24 protein-coding genes are annotated in these 21,955 nt (G+C 44.3%); 19 read left to right on the top strand and 5 right to left on the bottom strand.

What is annotated here, in order from left to right; genetic code table 11:
• Positions 1-63: 63 nt before the first annotated feature.
• Both argR and mutS read left to right on the top strand, forming a co-directional pair.
• A complete protein-coding gene (argR, locus tag D8886_RS01890) occupies positions 64-501 on the top strand; it encodes an arginine repressor (protein ID WP_002894105.1) in 438 nt (145 codons plus the stop codon).
• A gap of 78 nt (positions 502-579) precedes the next feature.
• A complete protein-coding gene (gene mutS / locus D8886_RS01885; protein WP_125434052.1) occupies positions 580-3,129 on the top strand; it encodes a DNA mismatch repair protein MutS in 2,550 nt (849 codons plus the stop codon).
• Positions 3,130-3,177: 48 nt separating this feature from the next.
• On the opposite strand, the gene D8886_RS01880 is transcribed toward mutS, so the two are convergent.
• Positions 3,178-3,648, bottom strand: coding sequence for a DUF3021 family protein (locus D8886_RS01880; RefSeq protein WP_125434051.1), 471 nt, complete (start codon positions 3,646-3,648; stop codon positions 3,178-3,180).
• Entirely contained in the window at positions 3,645-4,085 is a 441-nt protein-coding gene (locus tag D8886_RS01875) for a LytTR family DNA-binding domain-containing protein (protein WP_125434050.1), read from the bottom strand. The genes D8886_RS01880 and D8886_RS01875 overlap by 4 nt, the downstream gene beginning before the upstream one ends.
• Before the next feature lie 184 nt (positions 4,086-4,269).
• On the opposite strand from D8886_RS01875, the gene mutL reads away from it, so the two are divergent.
• Positions 4,270-6,213 (top strand): DNA mismatch repair endonuclease MutL, encoded by a 1,944-nt coding sequence (gene mutL / locus D8886_RS01870; protein WP_125434049.1) that lies wholly within the window; start codon positions 4,270-4,272, stop codon positions 6,211-6,213.
• Positions 6,214-6,261: 48 nt separating this feature from the next.
• On the opposite strand, the gene D8886_RS01865 is transcribed toward mutL, so the two are convergent.
• Both D8886_RS01865 and D8886_RS01860 read right to left on the bottom strand, forming a co-directional pair.
• Positions 6,262-6,771 (bottom strand): RDD family protein, encoded by a 510-nt coding sequence (locus tag D8886_RS01865; protein WP_185761226.1) that lies wholly within the window; start codon positions 6,769-6,771, stop codon positions 6,262-6,264.
• Positions 6,755-7,261 (bottom strand): helix-turn-helix domain-containing protein, encoded by a 507-nt coding sequence (locus D8886_RS01860; protein WP_125434047.1) that lies wholly within the window; start codon positions 7,259-7,261, stop codon positions 6,755-6,757. Before D8886_RS01860 ends, D8886_RS01865 begins: the two co-directional genes overlap by 17 nt.
• A 169-nt stretch (positions 7,262-7,430) precedes the next feature.
• On the opposite strand from D8886_RS01860, the gene ruvA reads away from it, so the two are divergent.
• Both ruvA and D8886_RS01850 read left to right on the top strand, forming a co-directional pair.
• Entirely contained in the window at positions 7,431-8,021 is a 591-nt protein-coding gene (gene ruvA, locus D8886_RS01855; protein WP_125434046.1) for a Holliday junction branch migration protein RuvA, read from the top strand.
• Positions 8,022-8,030: 9 nt separating this feature from the next.
• Positions 8,031-8,603, top strand: a complete 573-nt coding sequence (locus D8886_RS01850) for a DNA-3-methyladenine glycosylase I (RefSeq protein ID WP_125434045.1) — start codon at positions 8,031-8,033, stop codon at positions 8,601-8,603.
• Positions 8,604-8,612: 9 nt separating this feature from the next.
• Here D8886_RS01850 and D8886_RS01845 read toward each other — a convergent pair whose 3' ends face one another.
• Positions 8,613-9,461 carry a helix-turn-helix domain-containing protein gene (locus D8886_RS01845; RefSeq protein WP_125434044.1) on the bottom strand — a complete coding sequence of 283 codons (849 nt, stop codon included), beginning with the start codon at positions 9,459-9,461 and terminating at the stop codon, positions 8,613-8,615.
• Between the two features lie 598 nt (positions 9,462-10,059).
• Here D8886_RS01845 and D8886_RS01835 point away from each other — a divergent pair.
• The 14 genes from D8886_RS01835 to D8886_RS01765 all read left to right on the top strand — a co-directional run bounded on the left by D8886_RS01835 (position 10,060) and on the right by D8886_RS01765 (position 21,841).
• Positions 10,060-10,338: a bacteriocin immunity family protein gene (locus D8886_RS01835; protein ID WP_223310420.1), complete on the top strand. Its 279-nt coding sequence runs from the start codon at positions 10,060-10,062 to the stop codon at positions 10,336-10,338.
• A gap of 409 nt (positions 10,339-10,747) precedes the next feature.
• On the top strand, positions 10,748-12,004 hold the full coding sequence (locus D8886_RS01825) for a competence/damage-inducible protein A (protein ID WP_185761225.1): 1,257 nt from the start codon (positions 10,748-10,750) through the stop codon (positions 12,002-12,004).
• Positions 12,005-12,062: 58 nt separating this feature from the next.
• On the top strand, positions 12,063-13,211 hold the full coding sequence (gene recA, locus D8886_RS01820) for a recombinase RecA (RefSeq protein ID WP_125434042.1): 1,149 nt from the start codon (positions 12,063-12,065) through the stop codon (positions 13,209-13,211).
• Between the two features lie 85 nt (positions 13,212-13,296).
• Positions 13,297-13,695: a transcriptional regulator Spx gene (gene spx / locus D8886_RS01815; protein ID WP_002894078.1), complete on the top strand. Its 399-nt coding sequence runs from the start codon at positions 13,297-13,299 to the stop codon at positions 13,693-13,695.
• 135 nt (positions 13,696-13,830) lie between these two features.
• Positions 13,831-14,403 carry an SP0191 family lipoprotein gene (locus D8886_RS01810; RefSeq protein ID WP_125434041.1) on the top strand — a complete coding sequence of 191 codons (573 nt, stop codon included), beginning with the start codon at positions 13,831-13,833 and terminating at the stop codon, positions 14,401-14,403.
• A 105-nt stretch (positions 14,404-14,508) separates the two neighbouring features.
• Positions 14,509-15,051 (top strand): hypothetical protein, encoded by a 543-nt coding sequence (locus tag D8886_RS01805; protein ID WP_125434040.1) that lies wholly within the window; start codon positions 14,509-14,511, stop codon positions 15,049-15,051.
• A gap of 177 nt (positions 15,052-15,228) precedes the next feature.
• A complete protein-coding gene (locus D8886_RS01800; RefSeq protein WP_002894075.1) occupies positions 15,229-15,495 on the top strand; it encodes an IreB family regulatory phosphoprotein in 267 nt (88 codons plus the stop codon).
• On the top strand, positions 15,495-15,914 hold the full coding sequence (gene ruvX / locus D8886_RS01795; protein ID WP_002911439.1) for a Holliday junction resolvase RuvX: 420 nt from the start codon (positions 15,495-15,497) through the stop codon (positions 15,912-15,914). Before D8886_RS01800 ends, ruvX begins: the two co-directional genes overlap by 1 nt.
• Before the next feature lie 24 nt (positions 15,915-15,938).
• Positions 15,939-16,250, top strand: coding sequence for a DUF1292 domain-containing protein (locus tag D8886_RS01790; protein WP_002894073.1), 312 nt, complete (start codon positions 15,939-15,941; stop codon positions 16,248-16,250).
• 184 nt (positions 16,251-16,434) lie between these two features.
• A complete protein-coding gene (locus tag D8886_RS01785) occupies positions 16,435-17,667 on the top strand; it encodes a bifunctional folylpolyglutamate synthase/dihydrofolate synthase (protein WP_125434039.1) in 1,233 nt (410 codons plus the stop codon).
• A 57-nt stretch (positions 17,668-17,724) separates the two neighbouring features.
• A complete protein-coding gene (locus D8886_RS01780) occupies positions 17,725-18,204 on the top strand; it encodes an SP_0198 family lipoprotein (protein ID WP_125434038.1) in 480 nt (159 codons plus the stop codon).
• A gap of 194 nt (positions 18,205-18,398) precedes the next feature.
• On the top strand, positions 18,399-19,934 hold the full coding sequence (gene cls, locus D8886_RS01775; protein ID WP_125434037.1) for a cardiolipin synthase: 1,536 nt from the start codon (positions 18,399-18,401) through the stop codon (positions 19,932-19,934).
• A 177-nt stretch (positions 19,935-20,111) separates the two neighbouring features.
• Positions 20,112-20,255: a hypothetical protein gene (locus tag D8886_RS01770; protein ID WP_002899268.1), complete on the top strand. Its 144-nt coding sequence runs from the start codon at positions 20,112-20,114 to the stop codon at positions 20,253-20,255.
• A gap of 38 nt (positions 20,256-20,293) precedes the next feature.
• Positions 20,294-21,841 carry a heme transporter CcmD gene (locus D8886_RS01765; protein ID WP_125434036.1) on the top strand — a complete coding sequence of 516 codons (1,548 nt, stop codon included), beginning with the start codon at positions 20,294-20,296 and terminating at the stop codon, positions 21,839-21,841.
• Positions 21,842-21,955: the final 114 nt, after the last annotated feature.

The raw sequence follows: 21,955 nt of genomic DNA, 5'->3' as shown, positions 1-21,955 counted from the left end.
TCTTTCATCGGATGGAGTATTCTTCATGAATGCAGCTTCTAAATATTCAATAATGAGGTAAAAATGAGAAAGAATGACCGTCATCAGTTAGTCAAAACGATGATTAAGGAGGAAAAGCTAGGAACGCAAAAGGAGATTCAGGATCGTCTGGAAGCGCAAGGGATTTATGTAACGCAGACTACCCTGTCGCGTGACCTTCGTGAAATCGGCCTGACCAAGGTTAAGAAGAAGGGGCTGACTTATTATGTTTTGGCGCATGAGACTGAAGAGATTGATTTTATAGAGTTTTTAGCCAAGCATGTGGAGAGTGTGGCCAGGGCAGAGTTTAGTCTGGTTCTTCGTACGGGCCTGGGAGAGGCAACAGTGCTGGCCAATGTCGTGGATAACTCGTTTGATAGCCGTATTCTGGGAACCGTTGCGGGTGCCAATACTCTTTTAGTAGTTTGCCGGGATCAGGCAGCGGCTCAGGAGATTGAGGAGCAAATACAGGAAGTGATGTAAGAATCACAGTTTTTTCAGGAAAAATGGAGAGGTTTGAGACGGATGTCCTGACCTCGTTTGTTTTTAGAAAGGATAGAGATGGCAGTAGAAAAGTTATCGCCGGGCATGCAGCAGTATTTGGATATCAAAAAGGACTATCCAGATGCATTCTTGCTTTTTCGGATGGGGGATTTCTATGAGTTGTTTTATGATGATGCGGTCAATGCCGCTCAGATTTTAGAGATTTCTCTCACCAGCCGCAATAAAAATGCAGAAAATCCCATTCCCATGGCTGGAGTTCCCTATCATTCGGCTCAGCAGTATATTGATGTTTTGGTTGAGTCAGGCTATAAGGTGGCGATTGCGGAGCAGATGGAAGATCCCAAGGAAGCCAAGGGAGTTGTCAAGCGGGAGGTGGTTCAGGTTATCACACCGGGAACGGTAGTGGATTCCAGTAAGCCGGACTCTGCGAATAACTTTCTGGTGGCTTTGGATTACTCAGACGGCCTCTATGGTCTGGCTTATATGGACTTGGTGACCGGTGAGTTTCAGGTGACCAGTCTAGAGGACTTTGTCTTGGTCTGCGGGGAAATCCGCAATTTGAAAGCTAGGGAAGTGGTGCTGGGCTATGCCTTGCCAGAAGTTGAGGAGCAGGTCTTGGCTGGACAGATGAATCTTTTACTGTCCTATGTACAGACGGCCTTGGACGATGTCCAGCTGCTGGGCGAGGAGCTGTCTCCTATGGAACGTCAGGCAGCAGGGAAATTGCTGGAGTATGTGTACCGGACCCAGATGAGGGAGCTCAGCCATTTAAAGAAGGCTCAGCATTATGAAATCAAGGACTTTCTGCAAATGGACTATGCCACCAAGGCGAGTCTGGATTTGACAGAAAATGCTCGCTCGGGCAAGAAGCACGGCAGTCTTTATTGGCTGATGGATGAGACCAAGACGGCCATGGGCGGCCGTATGCTGCGCTCTTGGATTCAGCGTCCGCTGATTGATGAAGCGCGAATTAGCCAGCGGCAGAATGTCGTCGAGGTTTTTCTGAATCATTTCTTTGAGCGGAGTGATTTGACGGAGAGCCTCAAGGGAGTCTATGATATCGAGCGGCTTGCTAGTCGGGTTTCATTTGGCAAGACCAATCCCAAGGATCTGCTGCAGCTGGCAGCTACATTGGGCAATGTGCCTCAGATTAAGGCTATCTTGCAAGGAATTGGCAGTCCGCATCTAGCTCGTTTGATTGAGGGCTTGGATCCTATTCCAGAGTTGGCGGGCTTGATTAGCTCAGCTATTTCGCCGGATGCACCCCATATCATCACCGAGGGAAATATCATTCGGACAGGTTTTGATGAGACTTTAGATCAGTATCGGCTTGTGCTGAGGGAGGGGACCGGATGGATTGCGGAGCTGGAAGTTAAAGAACGTGCCAACTGCGGCATCAGCAATCTAAAGATTGATTACAATAAAAAAGATGGTTACTATTTCCATGTGACCAATTCTCAGTTGGCTCATGTGCCTAGTCATTTCTTCCGCAAGGCGACCCTGAAAAATTCGGAGCGTTTTGGAACGGAGGAGTTGGCCCGGATTGAGGGAGAGATGTTGGAGGCGCGTGAAAAATCTGCTAATTTGGAATACGAGATTTTCATGCGGATTCGCGAGGAAGCTGGCAAATACATCCAGCGCTTGCAGGCCTTAGCACAAACGCTGGCAGCTGTAGATGTCCTGCAGAGCTTTGCTGCGGTGGCAGAACAGCAGCACTTAGTGCGCCCTGTCTTTACTGCAGAGCGCCGTCTGCAGATTGAAAAAGGCCGGCATGCTGTTGTGGAAAAGGTCATGGGTGCCCAAAGCTACATTCCAAATAGTATTCTGCTGGACCAGGAAACGGATATTCAGCTGATTACTGGCCCTAATATGAGCGGGAAATCGACTTATATGCGCCAGCTGGCTATTATCGTCATTATGGCACAGATGGGCTCTTATGTGCCTGCTCAGTCTGCCAGTCTGCCGCTATTCGATGCGATTTTCACTCGCATCGGCGCGGCGGATGATCTGGTATCTGGCCAGTCCACTTTTATGGTGGAGATGATGGAGGCCAATCGGGCCATTCGGCAGGCCAGCGAGCGTTCGCTCATTCTCTTTGATGAGCTGGGACGTGGAACGGCTACTTATGATGGGATGGCGCTGGCTCAGGCTATTATCGAGCATATTCATCACTATACTGGAGCCAAGACCTTCTTTGCCACCCACTATCATGAGCTGACAGCCTTAGAGGAAAGTTTGGAGCATTTGGAAAATGTCCATGTAGCAACCTTGGAAAAGGACGGGCAGGTGACTTTCCTGCATAAGATTGAGCCGGGTCCGGCTGACAAGTCCTACGGGATCCATGTGGCGAAGATTGCCGGACTTCCTGAGAAATTACTGGAGCGGGCGGATAGCATTTTGAGTCATTTGGAGAGTCAGGATACAGGACTAGGCTCAGAGCTTCCTACTGCATCCAGACCGAAGCAGTCGCAAGTGGCGGAGCAGATGTCTCTTTTTGCAGAAGGAACGGAAAATCCAGTCCTGACTGAACTACGAGACTTGGACATCTACAATATGACTCCCCTGGAAGTCATGGCAGCAGTGGCCGAGCTCAAGAAGAAGTTGTAAAAACAAAGAACAGACTTGTTAATGCCTCGAGTCTGTTCTTTTTGTTTCTCACGATTTGCTAGACAAACCGCTATTAATTTTTTGAATGTTGCGGTAGGTGTGGTAATAGATGATTCCTGAAATAATCAGATAAATGAGAGTGAATTCCCCAACGGCAGTCAGTGTCAGGCTGAGTATTTTTTCTCTTGGGAAAAATCCAGCTAGGTTAGCTAAAAGTGCAAAGGTCAGAATCATCACACCATAGTGACTGACAACGGAGCGCAGGATGCTCCAGTCTCTTTGAAAGAAGCTTCCGCTCCATCTGAAAATAGCTCCCATGATAAACCAGATAAGCATGCAGTAGAGCATGATGAGGGAAACATGGACATGCTGGATCAAAAAGAAGTGGCCGATAGGAGAGCGAGGATGAAGCGGTAGATAAGCTGGATTGTAAAAATAAGAAACAATCATGGAGAAGAAGAGACCGATGAAAATCCCTCCAATCCCTCCGAAAAAGAGTTCTTTAAGACGAGTTTTCATAATTGCAACCTTTCTTTGATAGATTTAAGATAGCGGCGAGACGAGTATGTCTGGTCGCCGTTTTTCAGAAATATTTGAATCAGACCATTTGGAGTTAGCTTGAGGTGGCTGATTTGTCGGCTGTTGATAATCTCCGACTGAGAAATCTGCAGGAAATACTCCGGCAGGACCTGCAGCAACTGATAAAGAGCTTGTTGAGCTCGATAGCTGTCTTTTGCTGTGCGGACCTGAACCTGACGATTTTCTGTATAGACTCGGTGGATTTCCTTAGCGTCCAGCAGATAGATGTTGTCTTCTTTCTTGACATGGATCTTGTCCTCTTTATCCAGATGTTGCGCAAAGTGGACCAATTCCTGAATGCTTTCAGTCATGAGACGAGCCTCAATGCTGACGGAGTCTTCGGTGACTTGAGAATCGATTCTTAGCTTAACTTTCATAACTTCCTCCTTTCACCTTTATTAAACCGCAACATGGCAGAGAAAACAAGCCCTTTTGACCATGTGGCAGCTATTTGTGTCTATCTGGTTTGGCTTGCGGGCAGAATGGTTAATACAAGTCTGCCTTCTGATAGAAAGAGCCCAATGTGTTATAATAGATAGCAGAACAAATACGGAGAAAAAGATGTCAAAAATTATCGAACTTCCAGAAATTCTAGCCAATCAGATTGCGGCCGGTGAAGTCATTGAGCGGCCTAGCAGCGTGGTCAAGGAGCTAGTGGAAAATTCAATTGATGCGGGTGCCAGCCAGATTACCATCGAAATCGAAGAAGCGGGACTCAAGAGCATTCAGGTGACGGATAATGGCGAGGGTATAGACCACGAAGATGTTCCTCTGGCCCTTCGCCGCCATGCTACCAGTAAAATCAAGAAGCAGGCGGATCTCTTTCGGATTCGGACACTGGGTTTTCGGGGCGAGGCCATTCCTTCCATTGCTTCTGTCTCGCGTTTTACCATTGAGACAGCGACTGAAGCCGGCCAGCACGGGACCCTGCTAGTTGCCCAAGGCGGTGAAATTGAAGAGCATGAGCCTACCAACAGTCCGGTGGGAACGAAAATCAAGATAGAAGATCTCTTCTTCAATACTCCCGCCCGGCTCAAGTATATGAAGAGTCAGCAGGCTGAGCTGTCCCATATCGTTGATGTGATTAATCGGCTTAGTCTGGCCCATCCGGAAGTGGCTTTCACCCTTATCAGTGACGGCCGCGAAATGACACGGACTGCCGGCAGTGGTAATCTGCGTCAGGCTATTGCAGGAATCTATGGTTTGGCAACAGCTAAGAAAATGGTGGAAATCTCTGCATCGGATTTGGATTTTGAAGTGAGTGGCTATGTCAGTTTGCCTGAGCTGACTCGTGCGAATCGGAATTATATTACCATTCTCATCAACGGCCGCTACATTAAGAATTTCCTGCTCAATCGCGCTATTTTGGACGGCTACGGCAGCAAGCTTATGGTAGGTCGCTTTCCACTCGCGGTCATCAATATTCAGATTGACCCCTATCTGGCCGATGTCAATGTCCATCCGACCAAGCAAGAGGTGCGAATTTCTAAAGAGCGGGAACTCATGGCCTTGATTTCGCAAGCTATTGCAACCAGTCTCAAGGAGCAGGATCTTATCCCGGATGCTTTGGAAAATCTAGCCAAATCAACTGTTAAGCGTGCGACTAAGCCCGAACAGACCAGCCTCCCGCTGAAAGAAAATCGCCTCTACTACGATAAGGAGCAGAATGACTTCTTCCTCAAGCCACAGGTGGCCGAGCAGCAGCTATCCTTCGAAGAATCAGCGGAGCCTATTCATGAAGCGACAAATGAAAAAGCAGAGCCACAACCAACTTCGGTCAAATTTGCAGAGAGAAAGCCAGTTAGCTATGACCAACTAGACCATCCAGAGCTTGATCAGGTCAGTCTGGAGCGGGCTGTGGATAAGTTGGAACAGGAAGAGAAGTCAAGCTTCCCAGAGTTAGAATATTTCGGCCAGATGCATGGCACTTATCTCTTTGCTCAGGGCAAGGGTGGTCTTTACATTATTGACCAGCATGCTGCCCAAGAGCGGGTCAAGTATGAGTATTATCGGGAGAAGATAGGGGATGTGGACAATAGCCAGCAGCAGCTCTTGGTGCCCTATATCTTTGAATTTCCAGCAGACGATATGCTGCGAATCAAGCAGCGGATGGAGCTGTTAGAAGATGCTGGCATCTTTTTAGAAGAGTACGGAGCCAATCAGTTTATCCTCCGTGAGCATCCCATTTGGTTCAAGGAAGAGGAGATTGAGGCCGGCATCTATGAAATGTGTGATATGCTTCTCCTGACCAAGGAAGTTTCCATCAAGAAATATCGAGCAGAGCTAGCCATTATGATGAGCTGCAAACGCTCCATCAAGGCCAATCACAGTCTGGATGACTACTCTGCGCGTGACTTGCTCTTTCAGCTATCCCAGTGTGATAATCCTTACAACTGCCCACACGGCCGACCGGTCTTGGTCAACTTTACCAAGTCGGATATGGAAAAAATGTTCCGCCGCATTCAGGAAAATCATACTAGCCTACGGGAGTTAGGGAAATACTAAACTCTATAGAAGATCAAACAGCCCTAGTCATGGAACTAGAGCTGTTTTTTAATGTTTGAGCTGAACCTGTGTTCCAGCAAGCAAATCAGCTGGATGTCGTTTGTCCTTGCGAAGCAGTCCCATCAGCAGAAAGATCAGGAAGAGAATCCCTGCTGAAGTTGACAAGAAAATTGACAGTCCATCAGCTTGATAAGCACTACGGATAGCTCCTATATGACCCAGCTGCCAAGGGAAAAACTTAATAGCAGAGCGCAAAAGGCTGTGGGCAAGGCTCCTATGCTTGTAAATCAGCTGTAAACCTGCCCAACGCTTGCCAAAACTGCCTTTTCTATAGTCTAGCCAAGCAAAGATAATAGTTAGAGGCAGGACTGAGGTAGAAAAAGCCAGAAGCTGGCTCTGGGCTTCAGTGAATGCAGGAATGCCTTTTAGAACCAGATTATAAAAGCCCGTAGCTAGTAAAAAAAGAGCAATGAGGTAGCCTGAGATGAAGAGCCAGTCGCCAAAGAGTTCTTTCAGACGCGTTTTGACAGGTATGGGATTGTCAGTTTTTAGTTTCATCTTTAGCACCTTCTTTCTTAGAATCCTCATCAAGGCCTATAACCTTGTCCAGATACTTTTTCTTGATTTTTAGCGCCTTGTTAATAGCCATTGCGGATGCGATTAAGAGGAAAAAGCTCAACCAGACTAGCGCAGTGAATTTTGCTGGAAAGCTAGAACCTGCGAAGAAGAGAAAGATAGCCAAGGCAGATATAAAAATATACAGAACCTGCCAGAAGCCATAAGATTTTACTTCCTTGTAGTAGCGATTTTTTTCGTCTTCTGAGAGGACGGGTTTTATTTCCGGCTTGTCGCTTTCTTCTAAAAGCAGATAATCTGTAGTCACTTGGAAAATCTTGCTCAGTTCTACAACTTTTTCGAGTTCTGGCAGTGCTTGGCCAGACTCCCACTTGGAAATGCTCTGACGAGAGACATTGATTTGTTCAGCCAGTTTTTCTTGTGACCAGCCTTTTTCTTTTCTTAGTNCAAATAATTTATCGGCGAGTTTCATGTTCGCAGCCTCCTTTTCTTTGCTAACTCTATCCTAACAGCTTTTATTTATCTTGAGAATACAGCTTCCTGTACATTTTGTCAACCAATGGTTGCACTTCTGTTTGCAGTTTCTAGACAGAAAATATGATATACTAGATAGGCAAAATGATAGAAAAAGAAGGAAGATTATGTACGAATATTTTAAAGGAATCATCAGTAAAATCACAGCTAAATATATTGTATTGGAAGTCAACTCTATCGGCTATATTCTTCATGTGGCCAACCCCTATGCTTACTCCGGACATCTCCATCAGGAAACCAAGGTCTATGTGCATCAGGTGGTGAGAGAAGACGCGGAGCTCCTTTACGGCTTTGCGACCGAGGAGGAGAAGCAACTCTTTCTTAGCTTGATTTCAGTCTCAGGTATTGGCCCAGTGTCTGCTCTGGCCATTATTGCGGCGGATGATAATGCTGGCTTGGTGCAAGCCATTGAGCAGAAAAACATCACCTACCTGACCAAGTTTCCTAAGATTGGCAAGAAGACAGCCCAGCAGATGGTGCTGGACTTAGAAGGCAAGGTAGTGGCGGCAGATGGTCCGACAGAAAGCAAGGCGCCCGTCCAGACTGTGGATAATCAGGAGCTGGAAGAAGCCATGGAAGCCATGCTGGCTCTGGGCTACAAAGCTGCTGAACTTAAGAAAATCAAAAAATTCTTTGAGGGCACGACGGATACAGCTGAAAACTATATCAAGTCCGCTCTTAAGATGTTGGTAAAATAGGAGAAAGCTATGACCAAACGCTGTGGCTGGGTAAAAATGAACAACCCCTTGTATGTAGCCTACCATGATGAGGAGTGGGGCAAGCCCCTCCATGATGATCAGAAGTTATTTGAATTGCTCTGCATGGAGACCTATCAGGCTGGACTTTCTTGGGAGACCATTCTGAATAAACGTCAGGCTTTTCGAGAAGCTTTTCATTTCTATAATGCCCAGAAAATTGCTCAGATGACAGATGCTGACTTGGATAGTCTTTTAAATAATCCTAATATCATCCGTAATAAGATGAAAATCTATGCGACCAGGGCTAATGCCCAAGCTTTTTTAGCTGTTCAAAATCAGTTTGGCTCTTTTAACGACTATATCTGGTCCTTTGTCGATTTCAAAACGATTGACAATCAAATTACGAACTACAAGGAAGCCCCAACTAAGACAGAGCTGTCAGAAACTATGTCCAAGGCTCTGAAAAAGCATGGCTTCAAGTTTGTCGGTTCCGTTTGTGTCTATTCATTCCTAGAAGCAGCTGGCCTTATCAATGATCATGAAAAGGATTGTGACTTCAATCCACATAAAAATACCGTTTGAGAAAGATTCTCAACGGTATTTTTCAATTTCTTCTTTTAGAGATTTTACTAGCTCTTTTTCATCGGCAAGTTGTAGTAGAGCAATCCCTTTTTTTATTAATTCGTTATCATTTTTGCAAATTCCAAGTCGAATCTGTGAAAGCCCGAGGGAATCATAACGTTTTTCTTTTTTTGACAAATCGTAAATGTACTTAGTAATTTCAGCGCATTCTCTCTTTAATCCATTATAAAGATAGATGGTAGAAAGGTTGACTAAAAGACCGATTTGTACATTATTCCCATAGCGAAATGATTGGTATTTCTTTATACTATTTAAAATCTTTTGGGTAAATTGTTTGATATTTTCTAAAGGGAAGAAATAAAGGATAGTAGAAAGAAGTCGAAAATCACTTTCATACCAAGTGTCCTGTTTTTCTAAATACGCCCAAATTTTATTGGTAGTAGCATTAACTTCTTTTGTCTCAGAAATTCCATTTTGTCTCAGATGAATAGTAATATTGATGCTATCTAAAGCATGTTTAATCGGAATATCGGAATGTTTACATAGATATGCCTCGCATTCTCTCTTTAATTGTAACAAACCTTTCGTCCCTACAATAGTCTCACCTTGGTTATAAAGAGAATTTAAAATTTTCTGTCTCTGACTAGGTTGATAATAATCACAAATGTATTTAAATTCTTCTAGTGTCATATCTATCTGGCGAAGTAAAAAAATCATGGTATCGAACTTTGGCACGACTTGTCCACTTTCAATTCGTGCCAAAGTTGAGCGAGCTAAAAAATCCCCACAAATTTCTTCTTGAGTCAGCCCTTTTGATTTTCTAATTTCTTTATAGATTTTTCCATAATCCCAGCGCATAAGAACCCTCTTTGAAAATGTTACTAAAAGCTACGTTTTGAAAAAATGTTTTAAAATAGTATATCATGAAATAGAAAGGAGGGCAAAGGTGGGAAAAACAAAGCGCAAATTTATTTTGCTAGTAATGATTATTGTTAATGTATTTCCATGGTGGTGGCCTTGGGAATAGGTCTAAATATGAAAGAGAGGAGGGTGAGCCCAAAAGGCTAAATAAGACTTTACATTAAATTATATTACCTTTGAAAACAAGTAGTCAGTGAGGTACTAAAAATGAGGAAAAGCAGAATAAAATGGTTTTATTCCGTTGTTTTGTTGGTATTTGTTTTATTTGCACCTGTAGCAAGTATCAGAGCTGATATAGTGAACAGCGGAGAGGTAAAAATACAAGGAGAGGTTCCACGATATACTGACCCGGCCAATCAGTTTTACTATAGATATACAGCGAAACCTTATGATTTTTATTATAATCCTTATACAGGTGAGTGGAAAATGGTTCAAGTAATACCCACTTTACAGCACATGGTAAATGTTATGTTTGATGGTTGGGCTAGATACGGACCGTGGGTACCGCGTGTTTATAGATAAGGAGGTAGCTGCTGTGAGAAAAGCTAAAGAAAAAGAGCTTTTACATCTATTGCAAGAAGTATACCATTTAGATACGACTAAAAAGGATGAGAAATTTTCACAGCTAATCTTATCTACTGTTTATAAGATTGAAAATGGTAAGAATGCTTCAATTGAGTGTGTCCGTCTAATCCCTTTTTTAAATCAGTATCTATTGTCTGCCCCTTCAAAAGAATTAGTAGACTTACAGACCTTCTTGCAAAGGGAAAGTAATTTTTACAGGGGCTGGATTAGTTTTTTTAGCTGGTTTTAGTTGTATTTAAAAGAACCTGGGACAAAAGTCCAACCTCAAATATAAAAAGCGAACAAAACTAGTTTTCTGGTAATCAGAATTCNGCTTTGTTCGCTTTTCGTATTTAATTATAGATTTGAAGGGCTTAATAATTAAGATTTTTAAAAATTGAAATCTTTTTGTCCCAAACTCTTTTTATTGGAATTTATCTCTCCATTATAAAAAGATTCAAACCATTTGCCAATAGCATTTTCCTAACAATCTAGTTATTCTGCATAACACCAGTCATTCTTAAAAGTTTTCCACAGCATGTTGACAAGTTTGTCAAGGAACTTGACAGCTCTTTTTATTTCCTGGAATGAAAATCAACTTTTTTAAGATTTTTTGTGATAAAATAAAGCCAATTCCGAATAGTAAGGTAGGAGGTTCTATGAAAGCAGAAATTATTGCTGTGGGCACTGAGATTCTGACCGGTCAGATTGTCAATACCAATGCCCAATTTTTATCTGAAAAACTGGCGAGTCTGGGGATTGATGTCTATTTTCAGACAGCAGTAGGGGACAATGAAAATCGTCTCCTCTCTGTTTTGGAAATTGCTCAAGGACGCAGTAATCTAATTATCCTGACAGGAGGCTTGGGCCCAACAGAGGATGATTTGACCAAGCAAACCTTGGCTAAATTCTTAGAGCGCGAGCTCATTTTTGATCCTCAGGCTGTGGAAAAGCTGGATCGCTTTTTTGCTAGCCGGCCGGATTATGCTCGAACGCCCAATAATGAGCGTCAGGCCCAGCTGGTCGAAGGCTCAACTCCGTTGTCAAATGCGACCGGCTTAGCTGTCGGAGGATTGTTAGAAGCAGACGGAGTGACCTATGTAGTCCTGCCTGGCCCGCCTAGTGAGCTCAAGCCCATGGTCAATAACGAGCTGGTTCCCCTCTTATCCACAGGTCAGAAATTGTATTCACGGGTGCTGCGCTTCTTTGGTATCGGCGAGAGTCAGCTAGTGACTATTTTGGCAGAAATGATTGAACAGCAGAGTGACCCCACCATTGCTCCCTATGCAAAGACAGGGGAAGTTACCCTGCGACTGTCCACCAAGGCTCTGAGTCAGGCAGAAGCCGACACCAAGTTTGAGGCTGTGGAAAAGGAAATTTTGGTACATAAGACTTTTGAGGGACAGTCACTGTCAGAGATTTTCTATGGTTACGGGGATGACAATTCCTTGGCACAGGTGGCTTTTGACTTGCTGAAGAGTCAAGGGAAGACGATTTCGGCAGCGGAGAGTCTGACAGCAGGGCTCTTTCAGGCGACCTTGGCTGATTTTGCTGGAGCCTCTTCCATTTTTTCAGGTGGCTTTGTCACCTACAGCATGGAGGAAAAGAGCCGGATGCTGGATATTCCGTTGGGAGACCTGGAGAAGCACGGTGTCGTTTCAGCTTTTACGGCTGGGAAAATGGCAGAGCAGGCTAGAAAGCTGACCGAAAGCGACTTAGCTGTCAGTCTGACAGGTGTGGCTGGTCCAGATTCGCTGGAAGACCATCCAGCAGGGACTGTTTTTATCGGCTTAGCAAGTGCTTCAGGAACAGAAATTATTAAGGTCAATATTGCTGGACGCAGTCGGCGTGATGTGCGGAAAATTGCTGTTCTGCACGCCTTCAACCTAGTACGAAAAACTTTATTAAATAGCTGATTTTTGGTATAATGACGAAGATGGCCAAAAGACATTTTAGAAAAAACAGGAGAAATAAATGGCAAAGAAACAAAAAAAATTAGACGAAATCTCAAAGAAATTCGGCGATGAGCGCCAAAAAGCCTTGGATAATGCTCTTAAAAACATTGAAAAGGACTTCGGTAAGGGAGCCATTATGCGTCTTGGCGAGCGGGCAGAGCAAAAGGTTCAAGTTATGAGTTCTGGCTCTTTGGCCTTGGATATTGCCCTTGGTGCTGGTGGTTACCCTAAGGGACGGATTATTGAAATCTATGGTCCGGAGTCTTCTGGTAAGACAACCGTTGCGCTTCACGCTGTTGCTCAAGCGCAAAAAGAAGGTGGTATCGCAGCCTTTATCGATGCTGAGCATGCTTTGGATCCGTCATACGCGGCTGCTCTAGGTGTTAATATTGATGAGTTGCTGCTGTCTCAACCGGATTCTGGCGAACAGGGACTGGAAATTGCCGGTAAGCTGATTGACTCAGGTGCGGTGGACTTGGTGGTTGTGGACTCAGTTGCAGCCCTTGTACCGCGTGCGGAAATCGATGGCGATATCGGTGACAGCCATGTCGGCTTGCAGGCTCGGATGATGAGCCAAGCGATGCGCAAGCTGTCTGCTTCTATCAACAAAACGAAGACGATTGCGATTTTCATTAACCAGCTGCGCGAAAAAGTTGGCGTTATGTTTGGTAATCCTGAAACAACACCAGGTGGCCGTGCACTGAAGTTCTATGCTTCTGTCCGTCTGGATGTCCGTGGCAATACTCAAATCAAGGGAACTGGCGATGACAAGGATACCAATGTTGGTAAAGAAACCAAGATCAAGGTCGTTAAAAATAAGGTAGCTCCGCCATTCAAGGAAGCCTTTGTAGAAATCATGTACGGAGAAGGTATTTCTAAGACAGGTGAGTTGATTAAGATTGCGACTGATTTGGATATCATCAAAAAAGCTGGTGCTTGGTACTCCTACAATGATGAAAAAATCGGTCAAGGTTCTGAAAATGCTAAGAAGTACTTGGCTGATCATCCAGAAGTTTTTGACGAAATTGACCGTCAGGTTCGTGTCCGCTATGGTTTGATTGAAGGCGATGAGCTAGCAGAAGCGGTTGGCAGCAAGGCTGACAGCCCTGTGGAAACGATGGAAGAAGTGACTCTGGATTTGGACGATGCCATCGAAATTGAAGAGTAATTTTGCAAAATAGGTCGCAAGACCGATGGTTTTTGTGATATAATAGACTACGATATTAGTATCGTGTAGCGAAAGGAGTACTTACATGATCACAATCTATACTGTCTCAAGTTGTACTAGTTGTAAAAAAGCAAAAACCTGGCTAAACGCTCATCAATTAACTTATAAAGAACAAAATTTAGGCAAAGAAGGCATCACCAAAGAGGAACTTCTGGATATTTTAACCAAAACAGAAAATGGTATCGCGAGCATTGTTTCATCAAAAAACCGCTATGCTAAAGGTTTGGGTGTTGACATTGAGGAATTAAGTGTCAACGAAGTTCTTGACATCATCATGGAGACCCCGCGTATTTTGAAAAGTCCTATCTTAGTGGATGATAAACGTCTCCAAGTTGGTTACAAAGAAGATGATATCCGTGCTTTTCTGCCACGTTCTGTTCGCAATGTTGAAAATGCAGAAGCTCGTCTGCGGGCAGCTCTCTAATCTTTGAATATAACTGAAAGAGTCGGGAAGAGAATCTCGGCTCTTCTTTTGGTTCGGGTTGACAGAGGGCTTTGGCGACTGGATGGATTGACAAGGGGCAGAACTGTGATACAATATCTCTGAGGAGGATGGAAGATGAAGAAAATTTTAGTAGGACTGGGATTGAGTGTGGCACTGCTAGCAGGCTGTGGACATAAAAAGACAGAGACGAATTCGAATGCGGCTGACAAGAAAGAAATCAGCAATAATCTGCCTATCATTGATAATGCCAAGCAGCAGGAAGTGATTACTCGAACGCTTGTTTTTCCAAAGGATGAACGAGGAAACCAGCAGAGTCAGACGGTGACTTATCAGGGAGAGCATTTTAAACGCTTGGTCATTGAAAGGCTGACTACGACTGATGATGAGATGAAAGAAGCCATCAAGCAAATGGGGCTGGAGGAAGCGCAGAAGTCGCTCAATGAGTCACTGGAGCAGGATGCAGACTATGTGCAGGCTCGTGGACTTCAAGGTTTCAGCGGTTCAGTGACAATTTTGAATGAGAACGAGCTGAAAATGACTTCCACCTATGACTTTGAGAGTTTGGATATCGAAAAAGCAGCGTCTATGCCTTATTTTCAAAATCTCAAGCTCAAAGAAATGATTAAGCTGACGCCAGAAGAATACATCAACAATCTCCTGATGAATGGAGCAGAAGAGCAGAAATAAGCTGCTCTTTTTTATTACATTTTAATGACAGAGTGACAATCAGTTTGACAGCGCCGTTTTTATAATGATATGATAAAATCAGCTCAATATTGAAGGAGATAAGACATGAGAAAATTAATTGTCTTTTTGCTGGCAGCTTTGGCCATCTTAACAGCCTGCAGTCAGCAGTCAAATAACAGTTCATCCTCACAGGGAGGGGCTGGAAAAGGAGATGTTGTCACTAAGTCCTATAAAACTGAGAAGCAATTAGAACATGGAAAAGAAACCAGGATCTTAACCGTCAGCTACAGCGGACAGAAGTATGATAAGGTTATCCTGCATGTCAGCAAGGCTATTCCTGACAACATCAAGGAAGCTCTGTCAAAACAGGATGTTTCCACTGTAAAGAAAGAAATGCTGTCTTTGATCGAGGAAGCACTGGGTCTGAAAGAGGCGGTGAATATCACCGGTCTTGACTTGAAAACAGATATGACAGCGGAAGAGATTTCTCTGGAGATGACTATCGATCCTGAGAATCTAGACTACGAAGCAGCCAAAAAGCTTCCAAACTACGCGCAGCTGTTTGAGCAGATCGAGACCCTGAGTCCGGAAGAATTGCTTAACAAGTTTAAGGGAAGCGACGGTGTAGAAGTGCCGTCTTCAAATTAGGAAGTTTCCATCCAGTTCTCTGAAGAGAGCTGGATTTTTGCTGGATTTTAGAGCCAGACTTCGGATAAATATTAGCTAAAGCTTATTGAAAAATTAGGAAAATTCGGGTGAATTAAATTTGTGAAAAGCCTATAATTATGCTATAATAGGGATATTCTAAAGAAAGAGGGTGTAATTGTGGGATTTACAGATGAAACAGTACGTTTTAATCTCGATGATTCAAATAAAAAGGAAATTAGCGAGACTTTGACCGATGTCTACAAGTCGCTCAATGAAAAAGGATACAATCCAATCAATCAAATCGTGGGATACGTACTCAGTGGTGATCCTGCGTACGTACCTCGCTATAACAACGCCCGCAATCAAATCCGCAAATATGAGCGCGATGAGATTGTTGAGGAGTTGGTTCGTTATTATTTGAAAGGACAAGGCGTCGATCTCTAATGAGAATTATGGGATTAGATGTGGGCTCGAAAACGGTTGGGGTTGCTATTAGTGATCCTCTTGGTTTTACGGCTCAAGGACTGGAGATTATTCCGATTCATGAAGATAAGGGCGAATTTGGCCTAGAGCGCTTGGGCGAGCTGGTGAAAGAGTATAAGGTTGATAAGTTTGTTATTGGCCTGCCTAAGAATATGAACAATACCAGCGGACCTCGAGTAGAGGCTAGTCAGGCTTATGGCCAGCGGGTTGCTGAGCTGTTTGGTCTGCCGGTTGACTATCAGGATGAGCGTCTGACGACGGTGGCTGCTGAGCGCATGCTGGTGGAGCAGGCGGACATTAGCCGCAGCAAGCGCAAGAAAGTTATTGATAAGCTAGCCGCGCAGCTGATTTTGCAGAATTATCTGGATCGAAATTTTTAGAAAAGAAATGAAGGAGACACTAGTATGACACATGATCATAACCATGACCACGAGCATGAAGAGCGTGAATTAATCACCTTGGTTGACGAGCAAGGGAACGAAACTTTATTTGAAATTCTTTTGACCATTGATGGTAAGGAAGAGTTTGGCAAGAATTATGTTCTTTTGATTCCGGCTAATGCGGAAGAAGATGAGAATGGTGAAGTAGAGATTCAAGCTTATTCCTTTACCGAAAATGAAGATGGCACAGAAGGTGACTTGCAGCCAATCCCAGAAGACTCAGATGCTGAATGGGATATGATTGAAGAAGTCTTCAATAGCTTTATGGAGGAGTAAGACTAGCCTAGTCTCATTTCTAGAAATGGACAAGTGCGGGTGAAAAGCTAGCTAAACTTGACAGAAGAAGGAAGTAGCCAAGCCTTGGCTCTTTTCCAGCGTGCATTATGATAAACATTAGAAAGAGGAGCGAGTTGCAATTCAGATTTGAATTCTGCTTCGCTGCTCTTTTTTGGGTAAGAAAATGAATGAAATTGAAGAATGGCTGAACAGCCGAATTGGTCTAAACTTTCGTTCGGGTCTAGGGCGGATGCAGCAGGCAGTGACTCTTTTGGGGAATCCTGAGCGGAGCTATCCAACGATTCATGTAACTGGTACAAATGGCAAAGGTTCTACTATTGCTTTTATGCGTCAGCTGTTTGCGGGGCATGGTCGCAAGACAGGGAGTTTTACCTCGCCTCATATGATTAGTATTCACGATCGGATTTGTATTAACGGTCAACCGATTGCTCCAGCTGATTTTATCCGTCTGGGTCAAGCGGTGCAAAAGATGGAGCAAGAACTGCTCAAAAGTCATGACCAGCTGTCCTATTTTGAAATTCTGACCTTGATTGCCTTTCTCTATTTCAAGGAGCAGGAAGTGGACATAGCCCTGATTGAGGTGGGAATCGGCGGACTCTTAGACACGACTAATGTCATTACGGGAGATATTGCGGTCATCAGTTCTGTGGGCTTGGACCATCAGGAGACTCTGGGAAGGAGCTTGACGGCGATAGCAGAGCAAAAGGCAGGGATTTTCAAGCCGGGGCGACCAGCGGTCATCGGGCCGCTGCCAGAGGAAGCGCGATTGGTTTGTGAACAGCGAGCTGAGGAGCTGGGAATAGAACTCTATCAGTATGGTCGTGATTTTTCTCTGACGAATCAGTCTTTTTCCAATTCGACTATGACCCTACCCAATCTTGAACTGGGACTTAAGGGAGGCTATCAGGAGGAAAATGCAGGGCTGGCTCTGCAGGCATTCCTGCTCTTCATGCAGCAGCAGGGCTGGGAGATAGATTCTGCTAAGATTCGGACAGCCTTGCAGGAGACTCGATGGGCAGGGCGTTTGGAAGAAGCCAGTCCAGGTATTTATCTAGATGGGGCTCATAATCTGCCTGCGCTGGGAAGGTTAGTAGAGTTTATCCAGAGCCAGAATGACAAAGAGTGCTTGCTTCTTTTCGGTGCTCTTAAGCGTAAGGACTATAGCGCTATGCTGGCTTATCTGCGAGAGGCTCTGCCAGATGTTCAGTTGACGGTTACTTCCTTTTCTGACGGAGATTCCCTTGGTCAAGCCGAAGCGGAAGGCTTCTTCTACATAGAGGATTATCGTCAGCTTATTCAGAATTTTCAGGAGAGGCAAAACGATAATCAGCTGCTTTTCATTACGGGCTCTCTCTATTTTATTGCAGAAGTCAGAGCTTATTTGACAAGTTTATAAATTGACCGCCGGAGTCCTGCTTTGGTACAATAAAGACAGAAGAAAAAGGAGAATACTATGGCGATTTCTAAAAAGTTAATGTTTTCAGGTCTAACTGCTGTGGCTGTTTTGGCTTTGACAGCTTGCGGCTCTAATCAGAACCAGACGGCACCTTCCTCTCAGTCTCAGTCAGTCGCTTCCAGCAAGACAGCAGAGTCTTCGTCGGTAGCTAGCACGTCAAGTGCGGCCAATAACAGCTCATCTGCTTCAGCGTCTTCTTCCGAGCAAGCAGCCAATGGTGAGCTGGATGGCAGCTACCAGACAAGTCATGAAGGCGATCAGCTGACCTTGCAGATTTCGGGCACTACTGGCCAGCTAACCAAGGTCGAAGCGGATGGTGATCAGGAAATTGAACAGGTTCAGATTGATGCTACCAACCAGACTATGGTCATTGGAGATGATGTCAAGCGCTATCGCATTGAGGGCAATCAGCTGACAATTGAGGATCTTTCCCAAGAGCCTTATGATGATGACACACTGGTCTTTACCAAACAATGATGAAAGAGCCCTGTCTTGAATAGGGCTTTTCCTTTTATCAGTTGTAATCTTGTAGTGAAATTTTGAGGATAGTGGTATTCAAAAGCTGTGCTTGGTTTTTCATCAGCCAGAAATACGATTTGCATTGATATAAACGTTGTTTTAAGGCAGTTTTACTGATATACTAGAATATATGCAATGAGATAGGAGAGTGTATGACTTTCAGGAAATTCCGCTTATTAATGTCAAAATACGGTTTCAGCATTATTATTATGCTGCTGGAGCTGGTCTTTGTCTTTGTTGCGTTTTTCTATTTTAATGAGATTGCACCCAACTGGCTGTCAGTGGTCATGATTGTCTTCCTGTATATTGGGACCATTTTAGCCATTGTCAACCGCAATATGCCGCCGGAGAGCAAGGTGACCTGGCTCCTGATTGCGGTGGTGCCAATCTTTGGCTTCCTGCTCTATCTGATGTTTGGCGAGCGACGGCTGTCTAAAAAAGAAATGATCCAGCTGGAAAATATGGACTCCATGAAATTTCGTGAGGACAACAGCTACGATCTTCGTGTCCAGCTGAAAAAGAAAAACAAGTCAGCCTACGGTATTATCAAATCACTGCTGAGTATGGACAATAATGCAGATGTCTATGACGGTACAGCTTCTCGCTATTTTCCCATCGGTGAGGCGATGTTTGAGGCCATGCTGGCTGATCTGCGGGCTGCTGAGAAATTCATTTTTCTGGAGTTTTATATCATCGATGAAGGACTGATGTGGAACAGTGTTCTGGATATCTTGGTCGAAAAAGCCTCGCAGGGCGTTGAAGTCAAGCTGCTCTATGATGATATTGGCTGCATGGCTACTTTGCCGGGCGATTATACCCGTAAGCTGCGCAAGATGGGCATCGAGGCTTATAAGTTTAACAAGGTGATTCCGCGGATGACGGTATCCTATAATAACCGTGACCACCGTAAGATTTTGGTGATTGATGGTCAGGTTGGCTATACTGGCGGTATCAATCTGGCTGACGAGTATATCAATCATATTGTTCGTTTTGGACACTGGAAAGATGGCGGTGTACGCTTGGAAGGTCGGGCAGTCAAGGCTCTGACGCGGCTCTTTCTCATGAACTGGTACATCAACCGCGGGGAAATCACAGACTTTGATAAGTACCATCTGGAAAATAAAGCTGTTGAAGGCAAAGGGCTTTACATTCCCTATGGCAGCGGGCCTAAGCCCATTTATAAGGGCCAGGTTGGCAAAACAGTCTATCAAAATATTATCAGTCAGGCTACGGACTATGTCTACATTACTACGCCTTATCTGATTATTGACTATGACCTGACGGAGGATATCAAGAATGCTGCTATGCGGGGAGTGGATGTCCGCATCGTGACTCCTTTCATTCCGGACAAGAAGCTGATTCAGATTGTTACCCGTGGAGCCTACCCAGATCTAATGGAAGCAGGGGTTAAGATCTTTGAGTACACGCCAGGGTTTATCCACAGTAAGAACGTGGTGGCTGATGATGAATTTGCTGTGGTAGGGACGATTAACTTTGACTACCGCAGTCTGGTGCACCATTATGAAAATGCAGTCCTGATGTACCATACGGAGAGTATCCCAGCTATCAAGGAAGATTTTGAAGCAATTTTTGAGGCTTCTGAGGAAATTCTTCCTGAAAATCTCGATAGCAGCTGGTATCGTCGCTTTATCAAAGAAATCATGCAACTCTTTGCACCCATGCTCTAATGCCAGAGGTTGGCAAATTCTGCAGCAATATACAGAAAATCTGAGGCGGAAGTCTCAGATTTTTTGCTTGTGCTTTTTCTAATCGTATTGAGATGTGTTCTTGTCATTTTTGCTTTTATACTGGGACAGATTTTTGCTCTGTTTTTACGAATGTAAAAAATAAAGGAATTTTTTAAGATGACAATGGAGAAAATTTCCAGTCAGCCGCTTGCTTATGAAACGAGAGAATATCGCTGTTTTCGGGAATTGGAGGAGCTGGCTAGAAGCTATAATGCTCAGAAGAAGGGTCAAGAGAAAGCTGACAGGAGGACAGGAATTTGATATACTAGATGGGACTGATATCAAGGAGAATATTTTATATGCACGATACAACGGAAGAAAAAGTTTTAGAGGTTTCAGAGGAGCAGCTGACTAGGGCTGAAAGGTCTGAGCAAAAATTCATCAAGCCAGAGCCGACGCCCTATTTTTTGACGCTCTTGTGCAGTTTGGCTATCAGCCTGCTGAGTGTGGTCAATCCTTTTTTGACCAATCTAGCAACGAATTTACAAAGCCAGAACCTCTATGCCGGCTGGGCCATGACTCAGGGGCAGGTGCCTTATTCGCAAATATATGGAACTAGTGGCCTGCTTTACTATCTGATGGCTTGGACCAGCAGCCTGGCTTTTGGCCAGCTTTTGTGGATGGTCTTTCAGACGCTGGCTCTGTGGATGGCCGGACTTTTTCTGTACAAGACCTTGGTGCTCTTACAGCCTAAACAGGATCTATCGCGCAGCCTCCTGCTGCTCTTTTACCTGCTAGTCTTTGCCCTTGGATTTGGCGGTCTTTACTCTAGTATTTTTGTCCTGCCCTTTATTTTTTGGAATCTATCTTTTTTGGTGCGCTATCTGCAGGATTCAATCAAGGATGAAAAGTTCATTGCCTATGGAGCTTTTGGAGCCCTCGCTTTTATGATTGATCCGGTTTCCAGCCTAGTCTTCTACTCTTTGACTGCTCTGGTGCTTTTGGTCTACAATATCGCAGCCAAGCGTGCGGCTCGAGGCTTCTATCAGCTTTTAGCTGGTCTCTTTGGCTTCTCAGTGATTTTTTATCCTATCGGCTACTTTACTGTTGCTAATCGAACCTTTGGCCAGGCGATTAGTCAGGTGACCTATGCTTGGGATTCCATCAGCTTGATTGGCAGTCATAGTCTTTCTAATTTGATTTATTATGGCTTGCTGACGGTTGGTCTAGGTTTCATTTCTGCTTTGGGTGCTAATCTCTTTTCAAGAGAAAAGGGGCAAGCAACTAGCTTGCGCGTCTTGCGCTTTATCGGTCTGCTAGGACTCTTCATTACTGTCTTTGCAGCTTTTATCCTGCCAGATCAAGGCAGTTATCAACTGCTTCCGGCCCTGCCTTTTGCCATGATTCTTTTTGCTTTGTGGTTCAATAAAGGCAAGCAGCAGGCACCGGGGCGTCACCGCCGAGATCGCCGTCGTCCTACCATGTGGACTTCCTATCTCTCAGGCCAGTTCTTTCTGCCGCTCTTAGCCATCTTTTATCTGATTGGCTATCCTTTGGTCAATGAGTATATCCTTTCCAGCGGTGTATCTGCTGAAAGAAGTGAGGCGGCTCAGTATATTAAGGAAAAGACCAAGGATGGGGATACTATCTATGCCTGGGATACCTCGGCTAGTCTGTATCAAAAGAGCGGCCGCTTATCTGCTGTCTCTCTCTTGACTCCAACTTTGTATGTGGGAACGGCTGAAAATCGTCTAGGTCTTCAGAAGGGACTGGAAAACAGTCAGCCCAAGTATATTTTGGTTAACAATGATGTCAAATTGCTATCAGATGTGAAGCAGCTAATTTCCCAAAATTACAAGGAAGCTGACCTCAAGCTCAAGCATTTCAAGCTTTATCAACTTAAGTAGTAAAATCAATATGTTGTGTATAAAAAGAAAAAATAACTTTTTTGCCACAACATATTGATTTTTAATTTTAACGTGCTATAATGAGACTTATATCGACTGATTTAAAAAATACTG

The sequence above is a fragment of the Streptococcus sanguinis genome, from assembly GCF_003943655.1.
Classification (GTDB): domain Bacteria; phylum Bacillota; class Bacilli; order Lactobacillales; family Streptococcaceae; genus Streptococcus; species Streptococcus sanguinis_F.
Note: the sequence above shows the minus strand (reverse complement) of the source record. Positions and strands in the feature narration are given on the sequence as shown.

Bases quoted from the DNA above. Each gene is read 5' to 3' on its own strand.
- D8886_RS01805 (WP_125434040.1), top strand. From the start codon at position 14,509: ATGAGAAAATTAATTGTCTTTTTGCTGGCAGCTTTGGCCATCTTAACA.
- D8886_RS01810 (WP_125434041.1), top strand. From the start codon at position 13,831: ATGAAGAAAATTTTAGTAGGACTGGGATTGAGTGTGGCACTGCTAGCA.
- spx (WP_002894078.1), top strand. From the start codon at position 13,297: ATGATCACAATCTATACTGTCTCAAGTTGTACTAGTTGTAAAAAAGCA.
- D8886_RS01880 (WP_125434051.1), bottom strand. From the start codon at position 3,648: ATGAAAACTCGTCTTAAAGAACTCTTTTTCGGAGGGATTGGAGGGATT.
- recA (WP_125434042.1), top strand. From the start codon at position 12,063: ATGGCAAAGAAACAAAAAAAATTAGACGAAATCTCAAAGAAATTCGGC.
- D8886_RS01850 (WP_125434045.1), top strand. From the start codon at position 8,031: ATGACCAAACGCTGTGGCTGGGTAAAAATGAACAACCCCTTGTATGTA.
- mutS (WP_125434052.1), top strand. From the start codon at position 580: ATGGCAGTAGAAAAGTTATCGCCGGGCATGCAGCAGTATTTGGATATC.
- ruvX (WP_002911439.1), top strand. From the start codon at position 15,495: ATGAGAATTATGGGATTAGATGTGGGCTCGAAAACGGTTGGGGTTGCT.
- D8886_RS01780 (WP_125434038.1), top strand. From the start codon at position 17,725: ATGGCGATTTCTAAAAAGTTAATGTTTTCAGGTCTAACTGCTGTGGCT.
- D8886_RS01790 (WP_002894073.1), top strand. From the start codon at position 15,939: ATGACACATGATCATAACCATGACCACGAGCATGAAGAGCGTGAATTA.
- mutL (WP_125434049.1), top strand. From the start codon at position 4,270: ATGTCAAAAATTATCGAACTTCCAGAAATTCTAGCCAATCAGATTGCG.
- D8886_RS01785 (WP_125434039.1), top strand. From the start codon at position 16,435: ATGAATGAAATTGAAGAATGGCTGAACAGCCGAATTGGTCTAAACTTT.
- ruvA (WP_125434046.1), top strand. From the start codon at position 7,431: ATGTACGAATATTTTAAAGGAATCATCAGTAAAATCACAGCTAAATAT.
- argR (WP_002894105.1), top strand. From the start codon at position 64: ATGAGAAAGAATGACCGTCATCAGTTAGTCAAAACGATGATTAAGGAG.
- D8886_RS01825 (WP_185761225.1), top strand. From the start codon at position 10,748: ATGAAAGCAGAAATTATTGCTGTGGGCACTGAGATTCTGACCGGTCAG.
- D8886_RS01765 (WP_125434036.1), top strand. From the start codon at position 20,294: ATGCACGATACAACGGAAGAAAAAGTTTTAGAGGTTTCAGAGGAGCAG.
- D8886_RS01770 (WP_002899268.1), top strand. From the start codon at position 20,112: ATGACAATGGAGAAAATTTCCAGTCAGCCGCTTGCTTATGAAACGAGA.
- D8886_RS01845 (WP_125434044.1), bottom strand. From the start codon at position 9,461: ATGCGCTGGGATTATGGAAAAATCTATAAAGAAATTAGAAAATCAAAA.
- D8886_RS01875 (WP_125434050.1), bottom strand. From the start codon at position 4,085: ATGAAAGTTAAGCTAAGAATCGATTCTCAAGTCACCGAAGACTCCGTC.
- cls (WP_125434037.1), top strand. From the start codon at position 18,399: ATGACTTTCAGGAAATTCCGCTTATTAATGTCAAAATACGGTTTCAGC.
- D8886_RS01865 (WP_185761226.1), bottom strand. From the start codon at position 6,771: ATGAAACTAAAAACTGACAATCCCATACCTGTCAAAACGCGTCTGAAA.